Source organism: Massilia sp. BKSP1R2A-1, assembly GCF_050586525.1.
Classification (GTDB): domain Bacteria; phylum Pseudomonadota; class Gammaproteobacteria; order Burkholderiales; family Burkholderiaceae_D; genus Telluria.
In genome coordinates, this window is the sequence record NZ_JBOBRE010000023.1 from 1 (window position 1) to 17,904 (window position 17,904).

General features: G+C 68.4%; 19 protein-coding genes. 11 read left to right on the forward strand and 8 right to left on the reverse strand.

Annotated elements, in window-relative coordinates; all coding sequences use genetic code 11:
- The 3 genes from ACQ7JA_RS24240 to ACQ7JA_RS24250 all read left to right on the forward strand — a co-directional run.
- Positions 1-1,076 (forward strand): ATP-binding protein (locus tag ACQ7JA_RS24240; RefSeq protein ID WP_430902263.1); only part of this gene is annotated, 1,076 nt, incomplete at its 5' end.
- A gap of 11 nt (positions 1,077-1,087) precedes the next feature.
- The gene (locus tag ACQ7JA_RS24245; RefSeq protein WP_430902304.1) at positions 1,088-1,735 is read left to right on the forward strand and encodes a response regulator; all 648 of its coding nucleotides are present in this window, start codon (positions 1,088-1,090) and stop codon (positions 1,733-1,735) included.
- Positions 1,736-1,819: 84 nt separating this feature from the next.
- Complete coding sequence (locus ACQ7JA_RS24250) at positions 1,820-2,266, forward strand: hypothetical protein (protein ID WP_430902264.1); 447 nt, start codon at positions 1,820-1,822, stop codon at positions 2,264-2,266.
- A 16-nt stretch (positions 2,267-2,282) separates the two neighbouring features.
- Here ACQ7JA_RS24250 and ACQ7JA_RS24255 read toward each other — a convergent pair whose 3' ends face one another.
- On the reverse strand, positions 2,283-2,726 hold the full coding sequence (locus ACQ7JA_RS24255) for an FKBP-type peptidyl-prolyl cis-trans isomerase (protein WP_430902265.1): 444 nt from the start codon (positions 2,724-2,726) through the stop codon (positions 2,283-2,285).
- Between the two features lie 81 nt (positions 2,727-2,807).
- Positions 2,808-3,611: a lipid II flippase Amj family protein gene (locus ACQ7JA_RS24260; RefSeq protein WP_430902266.1), complete on the reverse strand. Its 804-nt coding sequence runs from the start codon at positions 3,609-3,611 to the stop codon at positions 2,808-2,810.
- Between the two features lie 104 nt (positions 3,612-3,715).
- Here ACQ7JA_RS24260 and ACQ7JA_RS24265 point away from each other — a divergent pair, with 104 nt between their 5' ends.
- Positions 3,716-4,096, forward strand: a complete 381-nt coding sequence (locus tag ACQ7JA_RS24265) for a BlaI/MecI/CopY family transcriptional regulator (protein WP_430902267.1) — start codon at positions 3,716-3,718, stop codon at positions 4,094-4,096.
- 6 nt (positions 4,097-4,102) lie between these two features.
- Positions 4,103-4,282 carry an oxidoreductase-like domain-containing protein gene (locus ACQ7JA_RS24270; protein ID WP_430902268.1) on the forward strand — a complete coding sequence of 60 codons (180 nt, stop codon included), beginning with the start codon at positions 4,103-4,105 and terminating at the stop codon, positions 4,280-4,282.
- 10 nt (positions 4,283-4,292) lie between these two features.
- Here the strand turns inward: ACQ7JA_RS24270 and ACQ7JA_RS24275 are convergent, their stop codons facing one another.
- Positions 4,293-6,248 (reverse strand): PAS domain-containing sensor histidine kinase, encoded by a 1,956-nt coding sequence (locus ACQ7JA_RS24275; protein WP_430902269.1) that lies wholly within the window; start codon positions 6,246-6,248, stop codon positions 4,293-4,295.
- A 257-nt stretch (positions 6,249-6,505) separates the two neighbouring features.
- On the opposite strand from ACQ7JA_RS24275, the gene ACQ7JA_RS24280 reads away from it, so the two are divergent.
- Entirely contained in the window at positions 6,506-6,970 is a 465-nt protein-coding gene (locus ACQ7JA_RS24280; RefSeq protein ID WP_430902270.1) for a DUF421 domain-containing protein, read from the forward strand.
- A gap of 130 nt (positions 6,971-7,100) precedes the next feature.
- On the opposite strand, the gene gluQRS is transcribed toward ACQ7JA_RS24280, so the two are convergent.
- Positions 7,101-7,997, reverse strand: coding sequence for a tRNA glutamyl-Q(34) synthetase GluQRS (gluQRS, locus tag ACQ7JA_RS24285; RefSeq protein ID WP_430902271.1), 897 nt, complete (start codon positions 7,995-7,997; stop codon positions 7,101-7,103).
- 60 nt (positions 7,998-8,057) lie between these two features.
- A complete protein-coding gene (locus ACQ7JA_RS24290) occupies positions 8,058-8,549 on the reverse strand; it encodes a nuclear transport factor 2 family protein (RefSeq protein ID WP_430902272.1) in 492 nt (163 codons plus the stop codon).
- Positions 8,550-8,893: 344 nt separating this feature from the next.
- Between ACQ7JA_RS24290 and ACQ7JA_RS24295 the strand changes: the two genes are divergently transcribed.
- The 5 genes from ACQ7JA_RS24295 to ACQ7JA_RS24315 all read left to right on the forward strand — a co-directional run bounded on the left by ACQ7JA_RS24295 (position 8,894) and on the right by ACQ7JA_RS24315 (position 13,823).
- Complete coding sequence (locus tag ACQ7JA_RS24295; protein ID WP_430902273.1) at positions 8,894-9,364, forward strand: hypothetical protein; 471 nt, start codon at positions 8,894-8,896, stop codon at positions 9,362-9,364.
- Between the two features lie 29 nt (positions 9,365-9,393).
- Positions 9,394-10,095: a response regulator transcription factor gene (locus tag ACQ7JA_RS24300; protein WP_430902274.1), complete on the forward strand. Its 702-nt coding sequence runs from the start codon at positions 9,394-9,396 to the stop codon at positions 10,093-10,095.
- The gene (locus ACQ7JA_RS24305) at positions 10,082-11,302 is read left to right on the forward strand and encodes a sensor histidine kinase (protein ID WP_430902275.1); all 1,221 of its coding nucleotides are present in this window, start codon (positions 10,082-10,084) and stop codon (positions 11,300-11,302) included. The genes ACQ7JA_RS24300 and ACQ7JA_RS24305 overlap by 14 nt, the downstream gene beginning before the upstream one ends.
- Positions 11,303-11,389: 87 nt before the next feature.
- On the forward strand, positions 11,390-13,039 hold the full coding sequence (locus ACQ7JA_RS24310; RefSeq protein WP_430902276.1) for a phosphoethanolamine transferase: 1,650 nt from the start codon (positions 11,390-11,392) through the stop codon (positions 13,037-13,039).
- A gap of 28 nt (positions 13,040-13,067) precedes the next feature.
- A complete protein-coding gene (locus ACQ7JA_RS24315; RefSeq protein ID WP_430902277.1) occupies positions 13,068-13,823 on the forward strand; it encodes a phosphatase PAP2 family protein in 756 nt (251 codons plus the stop codon).
- Here ACQ7JA_RS24315 and rnk read toward each other — a convergent pair.
- From rnk to ACQ7JA_RS24330, 3 genes are all read right to left on the reverse strand, one after another.
- Entirely contained in the window at positions 13,768-14,175 is a 408-nt protein-coding gene (rnk, locus tag ACQ7JA_RS24320; RefSeq protein ID WP_430902278.1) for a nucleoside diphosphate kinase regulator, read from the reverse strand. The two genes, ACQ7JA_RS24315 and rnk, sit on opposite strands and share 56 nt — an antisense overlap.
- Positions 14,176-14,496: 321 nt before the next feature.
- Positions 14,497-15,435 (reverse strand): hypothetical protein, encoded by a 939-nt coding sequence (locus tag ACQ7JA_RS24325; RefSeq protein ID WP_430902279.1) that lies wholly within the window; start codon positions 15,433-15,435, stop codon positions 14,497-14,499.
- A 204-nt stretch (positions 15,436-15,639) separates the two neighbouring features.
- Positions 15,640-17,901 carry a molybdopterin cofactor-binding domain-containing protein gene (locus ACQ7JA_RS24330; protein ID WP_430902280.1) on the reverse strand — a complete coding sequence of 754 codons (2,262 nt, stop codon included), beginning with the start codon at positions 17,899-17,901 and terminating at the stop codon, positions 15,640-15,642.
- Positions 17,902-17,904 lie beyond the last annotated feature (3 nt).

The window sequence follows — 17,904 nt, forward strand, 5'->3', positions numbered from 1 at the left end:
TCACGCTGCAGGGCGCCGACGGCCGCTACCTGGCGGGCCGGCCGCCCGGCGCCGTGCCGCTCGCGCGCCGCCCCATCGAGGTCGACGGCCGCATCGTCGGCTACCTCGGCGTCGCGCGCAGCCACCAGCCGAGCGACGCCATGTCGCTGGCCTTCCTGGAACAGCTGCGCAGCAGCCTGTGGCTGATCGTGGCCGTCGCGGTGCTCCTCAGCGCCCTGGCCGGCGCGCTGCTGGCGCGCCACTTCCGCCGGCCGATCGGGCAGCTGGCCAAGGGAGCGGAAGCGCTTGCGGGCGGCCATTACGCGGTGCGCCTGCCGGAGTCGCGCAGCGATGAACTGGGCAGCCTGGCGCGCCACTTCAACGCCCTGGCGCAGCAGCTGGACAGCATGGAAGCCGCGCGCCGCCAGTGGGTGGCCGACACCTCGCACGAGCTGCGCACCCCGCTGGCCGTGCTGCGCGCCCAGCTGGAAGCCCTGCAGGACGGCGTGCGCAGCGCCACGCCGGAAACGGTGGACGCGATGCTGCGCCAGGTGCTGGCGCTGAACAAGCTGATCGACGAACTGTATGCGCTGGCGCGCGCCGACGTCGGGGCGCTCGACTGCAAGCCGACGCCGCAGGACCTGTGGCGGCTCGCCTCCGAGGAGGCCCGCACCTTCGAGGAACGCCTGCGCGGCGCCGGCATCGCGCTGGAACTCGGCGCGGCGCCGCCCGCATTGCCGGTGCTGTGCGATCCGGACCGGCTGCGCCAGGTGCTCGACAACCTGCTCGAGAACAGCCTGCGGTATACCGCCGCGGGCGGACGCGTCGCCCTGCATGCCCATGCGGCAAAGCGCCAGATGTTCCTGGCGATCGACGACAGCGCGCCGGGCGTGCCGGACGAAGCGCTGGCGCGGCTCGGCGAACGCTTCTACCGTGTCGACGCCTCGCGCAGCCGGGCCCATGGCGGCGCCGGCCTGGGCCTGGCGCTGTGCCGCCGCCTCCTCGAGGCGCAGGGCGGCGACCTGAACTTCGGTCACTCGCCGCTGGGCGGACTGCGTGTGATCCTGTCGCTGCCGCTGGCGAAGGAGGCGCAGTGAACCCGCGCGTGATGATCGTCGAGGACGAGCCGGAACTGGCGCTGCTGGTGGCCGACTACGCGCGCGCCGCCGGCTACGCGCCGCAGGTCTTCGGCGACGGGGCCGAGGCCCTGGCGGCGATCCGCGACGAAGCGCCGGCGCTGGTGGTGCTCGACCTGATGCTGCCCGGACTGGACGGCCTGGCGCTGTGCCGCGCGGTGCGCGAATTCAGCGAGGTGCCGGTCGTGATGGTGACGGCCCGCGTCGAAGAGATCGACCGCCTGCTGGGACTGGATGTGGGCGCCGACGACTACCTGTGCAAGCCCTTCAGCCCGCGCGAGCTGATGGCGCGCATCAAGGCCATCCTGCGCCGGGCCGGCGCGACGGCGCCTGCGCGCGCACTCGCCATCGACGAGGCGGCGCGCCGCATCCACGTGCACGGCCGCCAGCTGGATCTGACGCCGAGCGAGTTCGCCATCCTGGCCGCGCTGGCGCGCCGGCCGGGCCAGGTGTTCTCGCGCGCCCAGCTGCTCGACGTCGCCCGCGCCGACAGCCTGGAGGCCACCGACCGCGCCGTGGACAGCCACATCAAGAACCTGCGCCGCAAGATCGAGGCCATCGCACCCGGCCTCGAAGCGATCCGCTCGATCTACGGCCTCGGCTACCGCTGCGACCTCTAGCGTCCATCATTTCTCCACAATTGGCGCGCAGGATGCATCCATGGCCCGCCGCATGGCGCGGGCCGCAGCCAAAAGGAGATGAACATGAAAAGAACGACGAGCGCCATGCTGGCCACCATCGTCCTGAGCGCCCTGCTCGGCGCTGCCGTGCAAGACGCCGAGGCGGGCGTGCGCTACAAATGCACGTCCACCGAGAAGGGCAAATGCCCGCCCCCGCCGGCGCCGCCCGCACCGCCCGCGCCTCCCGCACCGCCCGCGCCTCCCGCCCTGCCGCACGACGGGCTGGCCCACGCCGCACCGCCCGCGCCCCCGGCGCTACCGGCCATGCCGATGATTCCGACCCCGCCTGCGCCGCCGGAACCGCCGCCGCTGCCGGAGGTGCCGGCCGCCGCCCACGCCGCCTGCGCGGGCAAGGCCGACGGCGCCCGGATCACCTACGTGCTGCGCAAGGGCGAGACCATGAGCGGCATCTGCGAGCGCGAGGACGGCAAGCCGGTGTTCCAGCTGCGCGAGTATCGCATCGCCGATTGAGCGCTCGATGCATTGATCAGCGCACGTCGAGAAGCTCGACTTCGAAGACCAGGGTGGCGTTCGGCGGAATCGGACCGACGCCGCTCTCGCCGTAGCCCAGCTCGGCCGGCACGATCAGGGTGCGCTTGCCGCCCACCTTCATGCCCAGCACGCCCTGGTCCCAGCCGGGGATGACCTGGCCGCCGCCGACCTCGAAGCTGAAGGGCTCGCGGCCGCTCGAGGAATCGAACTGGGCGCCGCGCTGCAGGTTGGCCGCCGGATCGTAGAGCCAGCCGGTGTAGTTGACGACGGCGGTCGAGCCGGCCACTGCTTCCTTGCCGGTGCCGGTCACCGAGTCGATTTTCTGGAAAGGCACGGCCGCGGTGGTGGCCGCCGCTTGCGGCGCTTCGCTGCGCTTGCAGGCCGACAGGGTGGAGGCCAGCGCAAGGCCGAGGACGCAGCAGGAGAGCAGTTTTTTCAAGGTCTTCTTTCGGAATGGTTGTCTGGTTGAAAAATCCGTTGCAGCATACCGTGCAGCGGATGGCGTGACAACCTGGCCTCTCTAGATCACCTTCGCGACCCAGGCGATCAGCATCGCCGACGGCACCAGCAGGGCCTGGGCCAGCAGGGTCCCGGCCAGCCGGCTGGCCACCAGCCACACGATCGCCCTCCTGAACTGCACCTCGCCGACCTTGCCCTCGATGACGTCGTCGGTCATGCCCGACATGTGCGGATCGATGAAGATCGCCATCATGACAGTGGCGCCGCCGTTGATGATGGACGACAGCGTGCTCGACGTGACCCGCACCGAAGGGTCGAGCACACCGGCATACAGCGAGGCGAAGACGCCGACCGTCCACAGGGCGGTGGCGCCGACGTTCAGCAGCGTGATGCGCGCCGAGACACCATGCCCCGAACGGATGTCGGTGACGTTCTTCGCTGCCGGCACGCTGGCGACATCCTTCACATAGGACAGCCCGCCCTTGAAGAAGCCGTGCAGGATCAGCTTGGGCACCGAGCGATGGACCTGGAAGTGCAGGACTGCGCGGCAGAAAACGCGCTGGAAAGTCGGGATCAGGAAGGCGCCGGCGATGGTCGCCAGGCTCGCCGCCACCAGTAGCCAGCGGAAGTCGCCCAGCAGCGCGCCCTGCGCCGGGCCGTCGAGACTGGTTTCGACGCGCTTCGCCAGGAAAGGACCCAGGAAGGAATTCGAGGTGCGCGAGACCAGCACCAGGATGCTGAAGAGGGCGAAGGAGACGGCGATGCGCCGGGTCCGCACACCGGCGATGCGGACGGAATAGGCCAGGGTGCCGATCAGGTGGATGACGAAGGTGAGGAAGCAGATCAGCAGTAATTGAGGGTCCACGATCGTCGGCTTTGGCTCAAGGAAAGATTGCAATCGTAACATCGTCCCTCCACCTGCGGCTGCGCTCACTCGACGCCGGGGTCTAGATCATTTATTCTAGACCCATGAACACCCTCGCCGTCCCCGTCAAGCCCACCCCGTCCGAACTGGAAATGCTGCGCCTGCTGTGGCAGCTCGGCCCCGCCACGGCCCGCCAGGTGCACGAAGCCGCGGTCCAGGCGCGTCCCGACATGGCCTACGCGAACGTGCTGCGCCTGCTGCAGATGATGCACGCCAAGGGCCTGCTCACCCGCGACGAAAGCGCGCGCGCCCACGTCTACGCGCCGGCCCAGCCGCAGGACAGCCACCAGTCCGGCCTCATCAAGGACCTGATCCACAAGGCCTTTTCCGGTTCCGGCAAGGAACTCGTCCTGGCCGCCCTGCGCGGCCACGTCAGCAAGAAGGACCGCGAGGAAATCCAGCGCATCCTGAACGGCGAAGACTGAACGCGCATGCCCTCCCCCCGCCCCATCCCGCCGGTCCAGCCCGCGCTGGAGGATTGCTGCCGCAGCGGCTGCACGCCCTGCGTGTTCGATCTCTACGAGGAAGCGCTGGAGCGCTACGAGCGCGAACTGGCCGCCTGGGAGGCCGCAAGGTCGCCAGCTGTCCCGCCTGCCTCGACGTCCCGCTGATTCCGCATCCCTAGACGGCATCGCCGACGCATGCGCCGCAATGCGCTGCACGGAGCGGTATGTGCATGCTCAGCGTGCTTCCCTGACCAGGACCGTCGCTTGCCGCCGCCACCGTGCCGCCATGCAGCTCCACGATCCGTTTCACGAGATGCAGCCCGATTCCCAGACCGGCGCAGGCCGGCACCACCGACTGGTCGAGCTTGACGTAGAGATGGAAGATGGTGTCGAGCACTTCCTGCGCCATGCCAATGCCGTCGTCGCGCACGGTCAGCACGCCGTTCCCTTCGCCGTCGCGCCGCAGGGCGAGAGCGATGTGCCCGCCTGGAGGCGTGAACTTGCATGCGTTCGTGACCAGGTTGACGACCGCCTGGGTCAGGCGGCCCTTGTCTCCCTCTACCTGCAGCTCATCCTCCGGCATCTGGACCATCAGGGCGTGCCCGCTGCACTTGACGAGCGGAGCGCATACTTCGATCGCCTCGTTCACCATGCCGTTCAGCGACATCGCGCTGCGCTCGAGGAGCAGTTCGCCGCTCTGGATGCGTCGGAGATCGAATATATCGCCGATCAGGCGCGAGATATGGTCCAGCTGACGCGACATGAGCGCGCCGATGCGTTGCGACGCGCCGCTCGCCAGCGCAGGGCCGAGCATCTGTAATCCGGCCGACAAGGGATTCAGGTAATTGCGCAGCTCATGTCCGAGTGCAAACAGGAATGTCGACTGGTGTTCGCAGCTGTTGCGCAGTACCGCCACCGTGTCCTGTAATGCTTCCCTGGTCGCCACCCGATCGCTGACATCGAGCATGGTGCCGGTCAGGATGCGCTGCCCGCTGGCGTCGTCGATCGCACGGCCGACACATTCGATCCAGCGCACCTGCCCGTCACCGGCAGGCGCGATGCGTCCCTCGAACACGAAACGGTCGGCGCGCCCCGCCAGGAAGCCGGCAGCCGCGTCGAAGAAAGACTGGCGATCGCCAGGGTGCAGCAGTCCGGCAAAGAAAGCCGTCCCGCTCGCGCAGGCGGGCGTATCGTCGTCCAGGCCGAGTATCCTCCGGACTTCGCGGTTTTCCCAGGTGACTGCGTCGGTTTGGCTGTTCCACTGCCAGATGCCGAGCCGCGCCGCGTCGAGCGCAAGCTCGAGCCGCTGCGTCTGTGCCTGCAAGGCATGCAGCAGGCGACGCGCCTGGGTGACGTCCTGCGCAGTGCCATGCAGGCCCACGATCATCCCGGTGCTGTCGCGCTCGACTTCGCCGCGCGAGGCCAGCCAGCCGGTACCGCCCTCGGGCCGGTAGTACTCCAGTTCGATCTCGTACGGGATTCCCCGGGTCAGCGCACAGTCCACGCTTTCCCGCAGCAGGCGCCAGCTGTCCGGCGTGTAAAGCTGGGCATGTTCGGCGTAGCTCGGCGACAGGCAGGCGGGATCGCGCCCGAACAGCCGGTACAGGCCGCTGGACCAGGTCGTGATGTCGGATTCGATTTCCCAGTGCCAGCTACCCATGCGCCCCAGCTCCTGGGCCGCCTCCAGCGCCGCTTCCTTCTTGTGCAGCGCCACCACCATCCTGCCCTTGGTGGCAACCTCTTCCTCCAGCCTGGCTTCCAGTTCCTTGAGCGGTCCGACGTCGGACACCTCGGCGATGAATCCGACCACAATGCCGTCGACAAGGTCTGGATGGTAGCGCGCCAGGCTACGACGGTGCACGCCGTCGGGACCGGGTATGGTCCGCTCGAAGACCTGCGCTTCCCCGTCCAGCACGGCGCGGATGTGCGGTTCGTTCAACGCGAAGATTTCTTTCCCGAGCAGGTCGGGCAAGCGGGTTCCGATCAGTTGCGCGCCGGGTGTGCCGAACCATTTTTCGTAAACCCGGTTCGCATAGCGGCAAGTCAGGGTGCGGTCCCAATAGGCCATCATGGACGAGGAATGGTCCAGCACACGCAAGGCAAATGACGCTTCAATGCTGGTGCACCGCATACATCCTCCTGGCAGGTCGGGGCAAATCGGCATGTCTGCCTTCAGGCCTGGCACAGCGCCCTGGGACATGGCATTTGAGGGACACGCGACGCAGAATACATGACAGATTCGGCGCCGTAAATACAAGCGCCGGGAGCAAACCGGGATAATCGGAGGATGGAAACGATGCCACCGACATCGTGTCACCTCGCTGGCGAAAAACCGGGACTGATCAATATGATTACAATAGGCTCAACGACCGTGTTATGGAGACAAATATGTTTGACATGGATGTTCCATGGTGGGAACTCGTCGTGCGTGGCCTGGCTGTTTACCTCTTGCTGCTGGTCATGGTCCGTATTTCGGGACGCCGCACGGTCGGACAGTTCACCCCCTTCGACCTGCTGGTCGTCGTCCTCCTGTCGGAGGCGGTCTCGAATTCGCTCACCGGCGGCGACCAGTCACTGATCGGGGGCCTGATCGTGGCCGCGACGCTGGTGGCCATCAATTCTGTCGTCGCACTGCTGAGTTCGCGCAGCCAGCGTTTCGAAAAGCTGGTCGACGGCAGCGCCGTGCTGATCGGTCGTGACGGCGTGTTCTTCGACAGGATCGTCCGCCAATGCCGCCTGTCCGAGTCCAACCTCGAGGAAGCGCTACGCGAGCATGACTGCCCGCGCCCGCAGATGAAGTGCGCCTTCCTCGAAGCGGACGGCGAGATCACCATCCTGCGCAATCCGCAATAGCCAGCCCACCGATCGGGACGCACCTCCACGGCAAGGGTTACCCGGGCGGCGAGGTCCGCGGCTTCTTGCGGCCGCGCCGATTCCGGCGGGGGTTCTTGATCTGGTAGGGTGTTCGGCGAAGCCGAACACCCTACGACACTTCGCCGCGTTCGCGCAGCCGGCTGGCCCACGCTGGAACCGCCGCGCTCCAGAAAGCATCCAGCGACTCCGCCGGCGCCAGTTGCAGGCCGAGGAAGCGCGCCGCATCCTGCAGGGCCGCGACGGCCGCCTTCGCGTCGCCCGGCGCCACCGCCAGCGCGCCGGTCTGCTTCGAGAGCTTTTCGCCGTGCTCGTTGCGCACCACCGGCACGTGCAGGTAGCGCGGCGTCGGCACGTCCAGCACGCGCTGCAGGAAGATCTGGCGCGGGGTCGAGTCGAGCAGGTCGGCGCCGCGCACCACGTCGGTGACGCCCTGCTCGGCATCGTCGACGACGACGGCCAGCTGGTAGGCCCAGAACCCGTCGGCGCGCTTGAGGACGAAGTCGCCCGACTCGCTCGACAGGCGCTGGGTCACCTCGCCCGCGAAGCGGTCCTGGAAGCTGATGACGTCGAAACCCGGCTCGGGCACGCGCAGGCGCAGGCTGCGCATGCTGCGCCCTTCGGCCAGGCCATGGCGGCAGGTGCCGGGATAGATGGCGGCGCCGTCCGGCGCGAAGCCGAGGCGCGAATCGGCGATCTCTCGGCGGTTGCAGCCGCAGGGGTAGGTGTGCAGGGCGATGCGTTCGGCCGCCGCCTCATACAGGGGCTTGCGCCGGCTCTGCCACACGATCTCGCCGTCCGCCTGCATGCCGAGCTGCCCGAGCAGCTGCAGGATGCCTTCGGCCGCGCCCGCGACAGCCCGGCCTTCGTCGATGTCCTCGATGCGCACCAGCCAGGTCCCGTGGTGGGCGCGCGCGTCGAGGTAGCTGGCCAGCGCCGCCACCAGCGAGCCCGCATGCAGCGGACCGGTGGGCGACGGCGCGAACCGGCCGATATAGGGTGCGTTCACGGTGCTTGCGTCGATGTTGCGAAGAAGGCGGCCACCTTAGCACAGGCGGGCGCCGCAGGTTTACTTCTTCGCGGCCTTCTCGTGGTCGCGGATGGTCTTGGTGACCTGGTCGACCACCTCGTTCGGCACCGCGACCGACAGCTGGTAATGCACGATCTCGAAGCCCTTGGCGGTCTTGCGGATCACGCCGCTGGCCATGCAGTGGCCCATGTTCGGCGTGTCGAGCAGCTCGTCGAACCAGATCAGCGACTTGTCGGCGGAGGCGTAGACGTTGCGGCGGGTGGCCTTGAAGCTCCAGGCCTTCTTCGCATCGAAGTATTTCCTGGACCAGGCCTTGAAGGCGTCGCGGCCCCACAGCTCCGTGCGGTCGGTGCCGATGTAGATGCCGTCCTTGGCGATCTTGTCGAAGTAGGCCATACGGGCGTTCGCCGCGTCGTCATGCCACTCGTCGACGAAGGCGTTGACCTGCCTGGTGAGGGTGGCGTCGGTTCCGGCCTGTGCCAGGCCCAGCATGCCGAAGAAGAGAACGGCGGCGGCGAGGAGTCGTTTCATGGTCGCTTTCAATAAAGGTCGGGTGACTACAATAAAGCAAGCCTTGCCAGTCCTGCAACCAGGCGTTTTCGCAAGCTCAACGCAGCGCAGCCCCAGGTTTCCAACGACAACACGCCCAGCAGTGCTTCCGTCGACGATCTTCCTTTCGTCACGCGCTTGTTATGAATGGCTTGTAGCCTTGACGACAAGGAAAAGACCGGGAGTCCACCATGCGTACGAACTGCGACACTGCACGAAACCCGCGGTACGATGCACCGGGGCGCCGCAGGCCTGCGCGCACACGCCTGAGGTCCAGCAATCTCGTCCTTAACACGAACTTAACGCCGCGTCCGCTAGGATCCGAAGTGCGGCAATCCGCCCGCGCCAACCCGAGCCCAGCATTGCCTACCCTCGAGCACGTCCAAGCCGGTGGAATATCGGTCCAGCACTACCTGCTGCTGGAGGGTGTCGCACGCCGCCTCGCGCGCAAGTATCCGCCCGACTGGCTGGAGCGCCACTGGGGCGCCCTCTACGCCGCCACGCTGGCGGCCACTTTCCTGCTCGCCGTCCTGCTGGCACTGAGCTGGTCGCCGTGGTGGAGCGTGCTGGTGCCCCTGTTCGGGCCGACCATGGTGCTGGTGGTGCTGCCGCGCCTGCTGTTCGGCCGCACGCCCGGCCATCCGCGCTGGGCCCACCGGCTGGCGTCGCTCGACAGCCACGATGCCGCGCTGGTGCGCTCCCTGCTCGGGATTGAAGGTGGCGCGCCCCTCAGCGGCGAGCGCTTCTTCGCCATCTGGCGCCGCGCCCGCTGCCTGGCCGAATTCCACCGCGCCTAGCCGGCGCCCGGCTGCACTACAATAGCTTCATGCGCATCCTTATCGTCGAAGACCATCCCGATATCCTGGCCAACCTCTACGGCTTCCTGGAACCGAAGGGCCACCAGCTCGATTCCGCCCGCAACGGCTACGGCGGACTGGCGCTGGCGTCCGAGCACGACTACGACGTCATCGTCCTGGACATCGGACTGCCGGGGCTGAACGGCCTGGAGCTGTGCCAGAAGCTGCGCGAGGAACTCGGCAAGTCGACCCCGGTGCTGATGCTGACCGCGCGCGACAGCCTGACCGACAAGGTCGCGGGCTTCGACAGCGGCGCCGACGACTACCTCGTCAAGCCCTTCTCGCTGGTCGAACTCGAAGTGCGCCTGAAGGCCCTGGTGCGCCGCTCTTGCGCCGCCCACGCGGTGCACGCGACCATGCGCTTCGGCGAATTGCGCTACGACCCGGAGACCCAGGAAGCGTCGCGCGCCGGCGTGCCCGTGACGCTCACCCGCACCGGCTACACCCTGCTGCGCGCCCTCCTGGCCGCGGCGCCGCGCATCGTCTCGCGCGAAACGCTCGAGCAGGCCGTGTGGGGCGACGACCGTCCCGACAGCGATGCCCTGCGCACCCACATCCACGCGCTGCGCCAGGCCATCGACAAGCCCTTCGCCACGCCGATGCTGCAGACCGTCGCCGGGGTCGGCTACAAGCTCGTCAACCCCGACAGCAAGCCCGATGCGGCCGGCTGACTCGCTGCGCCGGCGCATCGTCGTCGCCTTCCTCCTGTTCGGGATCGGCGCCTCGGTCTTTTTCGCGATCGTCGCCGCGCTGGCGATCGAAGGCATCGAGGTGCAGCTGGTCGACAAGCGCCTCGAGGCCGCCGTGGCCTGGGCCGCGCCGCGCCAGGCCGCCGGCCTCGACGTCGACATGCCGGCCGGCCTGCGCTTCCACCGCAGCGACACCATCCCCGCCCCGCTGCGCGGGCTGGAAGACGGCGTGCACAAGGTCGACGTCGGCACGGTGCGCCTGCACGTGCTGGCCGGCCACGACGCGCGCGGCAACTGGGTGCTGGTCGACCACGAGAGCGACTACGACAAGATCGAGGTCGTGGTGTACTCGATGTTCGCCGCGGTCTTCCTCGGCTTCGTGCTGCTGGCCGCCCTGCTCGGCGGCTTCCTCGGCAGGCGCGTGGTGGCGCCGATCCACGAACTGGCGCAGTCGGTCGGCATGGACACCGCGCCGCCCGCCCTCACCGGCCGCGCCGACGAACTGGGCGTGCTGGCGCGCGCGCTGGAGGCCCACACCAGCGCCATGCGCGCGGTGCTCGACCGCGAGCGCTATTTCACGGGCGACGTCAGCCACGAGCTGCGCAGCCCCCTCACCGTGATCATGGGCGCGGCCGAGATCCTGATGCAGGAAGCCGCGCCCGGCGTGCGCGCCCCGGCCGAGCGCATCTACCGCGCCGCGCACGAAGCGGCCGAATGCGTCACCGTCCTGCTGCTTCTGGCGCGCGCGCCCGAACTCGGTTCCCAGCCGACGGTGGCGATCAACCAGGTGGCCGAGGATGAGGTCGAGAAATACCGCCCGCTGGTCGCCGGCAAGCCAGTCAGCCTGCGTTTCGCCGACGGGCCGGCGCTGGGCATCCGCGCGCCGCGCGAACTGTGCGCGGCGGCCATCGGCAACCTGGTGCGCAACGCCTGCCAGTACACCGACCAGGGCGAGGTGCGGGTTTCGGTGCTGCAGGGGCAAGTCGTGGTCGAGGACACCGGCCCCGGCCTGCCGCCCGCCGTGGTCGCGACCCTGGGCAGCGGCGGCAGCCCGTCGAGCGGCTCGGGCGGCACCGGGCTGGGCCTGGCGCTGGCGCGGCGGATCTGCGATTTCCTGGGGGCCGGATTCGACTATGCGCCGCGCGAAGGTGGCGGCAGCCGCTTCACCATCAGCTTTACACGGCCTTAACATCCCGCTGACGAGCTACTTACAAGCACTTCGCTATCGTTCCACTCACGCTGCCACTCATGGCCGCGCGCATTCGAAGTGGAACACATGCACACCGCACTCCCCCGCTCTACCGGCGCCATCAGCGCCAACACCCTCGTCTTGGCCGTCGCCCTGCTGCTGGCCAGCGCGGCCAACCTGAACTTCTGGTCCACCCTCGTGCACGCGGTCGGCGGCATCACGCCCGGCCACCTGCCGCTGCTGCTGGGCTGCTTCGCGATCGTCGCCCTGCTCTTTTACGGCCTGCTGACGCTGGCGAGCTTCCGCTTCGTGGCCAAGCCGGTGCTGATCCTCATGATCCTGGTCGCCTCCAGCGTGGCCTGGTTCGTCAACGAATACGGGATCGTGATCGACAAGGCCGTCATCCAGAGCATGTTCGAGACCGACAGCCGCGAGGCGGCCGAGCTGCTGAACTGGCGCCTGGTACTGTTCGTGCTGCTCACGGGCGGCCTGCCCTCGCTGCTGGTGGCGCGCGCCCGGGTCGCGTATCAAGGCGGCGTGCGCGGCCTGCTGCGGCGCGTCGGCATCAGCGCCGGCTCCCTCGCGTTGGCGGCCCTGATCCTGGTGATGCTGTTCAAGAGCCTGGCGCCGGTGGTGCGCGAGCACCGCGAGCTGCGCTTCCTGCTCACGCCGACCAATGCCTTCCAGGCCCTGAACGGCTACCTGCGCAACCGCTGGAGTGCGCCGGTGGAGATCGCGCCGATCGGACGCGATGCGGTCAAGGGCAGGCATTGGGCGGGTACGCAGCGCCGCACGGTCAGCGTGATCGTGGTCGGCGAGACCGCGCGCGCCGACAACTTCTCGCTCAACGGCTATGCGCGCGAGACCAATCCGCGCCTGGCGCGCGAAGAGGGCCTGATCAACTTCACCCACGTGCAGTCCTGCGGCACCGCCACGGCGGTGTCGGTGCCCTGCCTGTTCTCGGGCCTGGGGCGCGAACACTACGACGACGCCAGGGCGCGCCGCCAGGAAGGCCTGCTGGACGTGCTTGCGCATGCGGGCTTCCGGGTGATCTGGCGCGACAACAACTCCGGCTGCAAGGGCGCCTGCGACCGCGTCGAGACCGTCGACCTGGCCAGCCCCGCGAGCGGCAACCGCCACTGCGCGATGGATGAGTGCTACGACGAGGGCCTGCTGGAGGGCTTGCCGGAACTGATCCGGCGCGCCGACCGCGACCTGGTCATCGTCCTGCACCAGAAAGGCAGCCATGGCCCGGCCTATGCGAAACGCTATCCGGCCGGCTTCGGCCGCTTCGGCCCGGTGTGCGCGAGCGGCGAGTTCGAACAGTGCAGCCGCGATTCCATCGTAGCCGCCTACGACAACACCATCCTGTATACCGACCACGTGCTGGCCCAGGCCATCGACATGCTGCGCACGGCCGCGCGCGAGGACGGGGTCGACACCTCGATGCTCTACTTCTCCGACCATGGCGAGTCGCTCGGCGAAGGCAATATGTACCTGCACGGCGCGCCCTGGATGTTCGCGCCGCAGCAGCAGACCCATGTGCCGATGATGCTGTGGATGTCGGAGGGCTTCCGGGAGCGCTTCGGCTTCGACCACGCCTGCCTCGAGGCGCGCCGCGACCAGGCGCTCTCGCACGACAACGTCTTCCATTCCGTGCTCGGCATGCTGGACGTCGACACCGCCGTGCGCAATCCGAAGCTCGACATCTTCCACGCCTGCGTGCGCAATGGGTGAGGGGCGCGCGCGGCAGTCCTCCGCTTCAATGCTGGACACCCGCACGGCCGCCTGGATGGCCGCCTGGCTCGGCCTGGCCGCAATCATCATCTTTGCGCTGGGACGCTGGCTTGATGCCGACCTGCGGCTGGCCGATATGTTCTACGACCGCGCGCTGGGCGGCTTTCCCTGGCGCGACTCCTGGCTCACGGTGACCTTCAGCCACCGGATCGTGAAAGGCGTCCTGACCCTGCTGGCGCTGGTGCTGATCGGTGCGGCGCTGTTCGATGCGGCCTGGCCGCAGCAGTTACTCGATGCTCCGCTGGCGCGGCTGCGCCTGCGGGTGCTGGCCTGGTCGGCCCTGCTGGTCCCCTCGTCGATCAGCCTGATCAAGCAGGGCAGCGACGCCCATTGTCCCTGGGACCTGGCGCGCTACGGCGGCAGCGCGCCCTATGTGCGCCTGTTCGAGGCCCTGCCGGATGGCGTCCTGCCGGGACACTGCTTCCCGGGCGGGCATGCGTCGAGCGCCCTGTGGCTGGTGGCGCTGGCCGTCCTGTGGCTGCCCGGAAGGCCTGGCACGGCCTGGCGCGCGGGCGGCGCCGGGCTGGGAGCTGGCCTCTTGCTGGGCTGGATGCAGCAGATGCGCGGCGCCCACTTCCTCAGCCATACCTTGTGGTCGGCCTGGATCGCCTGCGCCCTCGTGCTGTCGATCGTGGTGCTGCTGCAGGCGCGCGCGGCGCGCCTGGCGCCTAGCGGTGAAACACCCCATCCCGCTCCGGCTGGTACTCGATCCCGCGCACCGTAAGCTCGAACATGGCGCCGTCGGGGCGTTGCCAGCTGATGGTGTCGCCGGTCTTGAGGCCGAGCAGCGCGGTGCCGACCGGGGTCAGGATCGACAGTTGGTCGGCGTCGCCGTGCATGTCCTTCGGATAGGTCAGGGTCATGGCAACTTCCTCGTCCGCGCCGTCGAAGGAAAAACGCACGCGCGAATTCATGGTGACGACGTCGGGCGGCATTTCCCACGGCTCGGCCAGCGCGGCGCGTCCGAGTTCGTCGAGCAGCGCGTCGCGCGCGCTGGCCTGGGTCGCCGGCAGGGAATCCAGCATGCGGTCGAGGCGGTCCATATCCAGCCACGACACGAGGATCGATGGTTTCATTCTCACTCCTTTGGTTTGCCCGATCCAATCGGGCGAAGACATGGTGGCCGTCACGAAGGACGGCGGCTTGGGGCGATGGAGAAGGCTCGGGAGGACGACAGGCGGTGTGTGGCTGTCCTACCGAGCCTTGAGGAGCCAGGCGAGGTTGCGGGAAGACAGCTGCACCGCGCGCGCGCAGGCGGCGCAGTCACGCTCGACGGACGCGGCGAAGCCCCTGCCTGAATGGCAGGTCAGGCGATGCAGCGATGCGAGACGTGATGGTGGATTCATGGTGGTGTTGTGGCCGGCATCGATGCCGGATCAGGACCAGTATAGCCTGCTCTACGCAGACGTCAACCTCGACCGCAGGCACACCGCGAAGGGCACCAGGAAGGGGTACAGTCCCCAGACCGCGCGCCCGTCCACACGCACGCACAGCGCGGCGTACAGCGGCGGGAGGGCCATCAGGAACAGCAGGCTCGCCAGCGGCCGCATTGCGCGCGGCGCGCTGCGCCAGCCCCAGATCGCGAGCGGCACGACCAGGAAGGCGCTGCCGGCGATCGACAGCAGCGAACGGACGTCGCGCAGCGCATGCTGGACGGTCCACCAGTTCGGCTCCCAGGTGTAGCCCGGCAGGCCCGTGATCAGGATCCAGCGCAGGGCCACGATCCAGGCGCCGGCCGCGGCCAGGCAAGCCAGGCCGGGCAGGATGGCGATGCGGCGCATGGCCACCAGCCACACCAGCAGCAGGATGTTCTCCTCGCGCACGGCGGTGCCGACCAGGCCGGCCGCGGCGGCCAGCCAGGGTTGGCCGGACAGCACCGCGAACACGAAGGCGGCGCGCGCGCAGACCGAACCCGGGTCCACCAGCAGGTAGGGCGCGTACCAGAGGGTCGGCAGCGAGACGATCATCAACAGGCCCGCCGCGATCGCGCGCCGCTGACCGAGGCCTGCGCGCAGCACGGCGGCGGACATCAGGCAGGCGCCGGCGGTGACCAGTATCCAGTTGAGCGCGGCGAAGCCGTTGCGCAGGTCGCCGGGGATGAGTGCTGCGATGGCCGGCACTAGCACGCGGTAAGGGAAAGGCGCGACCAGCCGGCTTGCGTCGGTCTCGCCGCGCAGGTAGCGGGCGGTGTCGTAGTAAGCCTGCGAATCCGCGACCGTACCGCCCCAGCGCCAGGCCATCAATGCCAGGGCCAGCAGGGCGAAGGCGGCGATGAGCAGCGGCCAGCGGATAGGCTGGCCGGCTTGTGGGACAGAACGTAGAGGAAATGCGGGCATTGCAGGCGGCGGGGTGGAAAACGGCGTGATCATAACATCACGCCCCGCCCGCACATGTCACGATATTGTAGGGTGGACGGCTCCGCCGTCCGCGCGTTCAAACCGTGCGTCAAGATCACGCGCCGTATCCATTCACACGGGAGTTGAACGCGCGGACGGGGAACCCGTCCACCCTACGAACGACAACAGCCGTACCCCCGCCAATTACACAGCCAGGGGCATCTTCGTGATCAGCTTGTCGAGCGTGACCGGATACTCCCGCACCCTCACCCCGGTCGCGTTGTACACGGCATTCGCCACCGCCGCCGCCACGCCGCAGATCCCCAGCTCCGCAATCCCCTTCGCCTTCATCGGCGAGGACATCGGGTCCGTCTCGTCCAGGAAGATCACCTCCTGGTGCGGGATGTCGGCGTGCACCGGCACCTCGTAGGTGGCGAGGTCGTGATTCACGAAGTAGCCGAGGCGCTTGTCCACGGCCAGTTCCTCCATCAGCGCGGCGCCCACGCCCATCGTCATCGCCCCGATCACCTGGCTGCGCGCGGTCTTCGGATTGAGGATGCGCCCTGCCGCGCACACGGCCAGCATGCGGCGGATGCGGATCTCGCAGGTCGCCGCGTCCACGCCCACCTCGACGAAGTGCGCCCCAAAAGTAGACTGGTGGAAGCGCTTGTCGATGTCGCCGTATTCGATCATGTCTTCGCCGACCAGCTCGCGCTCGCCCACGGCCTGGGCCAGGGGCAGGCTGCGCTCGCCCACGCGGATCAGGCCATCGGCGAAGATCGCGCGTTCCGGCTCGAATCCGGCCTGGCGGGCGATCGCCTCGCGCAGCTTGACGCAGGCGGCATAGACGCCGGCGGCCGAGTTGTTGCCGCCCCACTGGCCGCCCGAGCCGCAGGACGCCGGGAAGCTGGAGTCGCCCAGGCGCACCTTCACGCGCTCGAGCGGCACCCCCATCATCTCGCTCGCGGTCTGCGCCAGAATGGTGTAGCTGCCGGTGCCGATGTCGGTCATGTCGGTTTCCACCGTCAGGATGCCGCGCCGGTCCAGGCGCACGCGCGCGGCCGACTTCATGAGCAGGTTGTCGCGGAAAGCCGCGGCCACGCCCATGCCGACCAGCCAGCGGCCGTCCCGCATCTGGCCCGGTTTGGCGGAGCGCTTGCTCCAGCCGAAGCGTTCGGCGCCCTGCTGCAGGCACTGGACGAACTGGCGCTTCGAATATGGCGGGGTCGGGTTGTGCGGGGCGTTCTCATCCGGCTTTTTCGACTGCGGGTCGTTCGCGCCTTCCTTTTTCGGATTGTCCGGCACCACCTGGGTGTCGTTCAGGATGCGGAACTGCACCGGGTCCATGCCCAGCTTTTCCGCCATCTCGTCCATCGCGATCTCGAGCGCAGCCATGCCCGGCGCCTCGCCCGGCGCGCGCATGGCGTTCGCTTCCGGCAGGTCCATGAAGGCCACCTTGTTGACCGTCATGCGGTGCTCGCCCGCGTACAGCGCGCGGGTCTGGGTCGCCGCGTTTTCCGGCGAGCCGTCCGGCAGGTTGCCGGACCAGCTCTCGTGGGCGATCGCGGTGATCTTTCCTTCGCGCGTGGCGCCGATGCGGATGCGCTGGATGGTGGCCGAGCGGTGCGTGGTGTTGTTCGGGATGAGGGCGCGCGGCAAGGCCACCTTCACCGGACGGCGCGCCGCTTTCGCGCCGAGTGCGGCCATCACCGCGTCGGCGCGGACAAACAGCTTGGAGCCGAAGCCGCCGCCGATATAAGGCGACATCAGGTGCACCTTGTCCTTCTTCAGGCCGAGCGTCTTGGCGACGTCGCCCTTGCCCCAGGCGATCATCTGGTTCGAGGTCCAGACCGTCAACTGGTCGCCGTCCCAGGCAGCGATGCTGGCGTGCGGCTCCATCATCGAATGGGACTCGTGGGCGGTGTGGTATTCGGCGTCCAGGCGCACCGGGCTCGAAGCGAAGGCGCCGGTGAAGTTGCCGACCGCGGTCTCGGCGTTCTCGCCTTTCGGCGCGATGGCTTTCGCCTTTACCGCGTGCAGGTCGTAGTCGCCCTTGTCGCGCTCGTATTTCACACGCACCAGGCCTGCCGCGTCGCGCGCCTGCTCGAAGGTCTCCGCGACCACCACGGCGACCGCCTGGTGGTAGTGCTGCACGCGCGGACCGGCCAGCAGGTTGGCGGTGTTGAAGTTGCCCTTGGTGAGCTTGCCCGCGTTCTGGGCGGTGACGATGGCGATGACGCCCGGCGCGGCTTTTGCTGCGCTCAGGTCGATCGACACGATGCGTCCCTTCGGGATCGCCGAGCCCACGATGTAGCCGTGCGCCTGGTTCGGCACCACGTCGTGGCGGTCCATCGCATAGGGTGCGGTGCCGGTGGTCTTCAAGGGTCCGTCGACGCGGTCGATCGGCTGGCCGACGACCTTCAGCTGGTCGATCGGGTTGGTGGTGGCGGGTTCGTTGAATTTCATGGT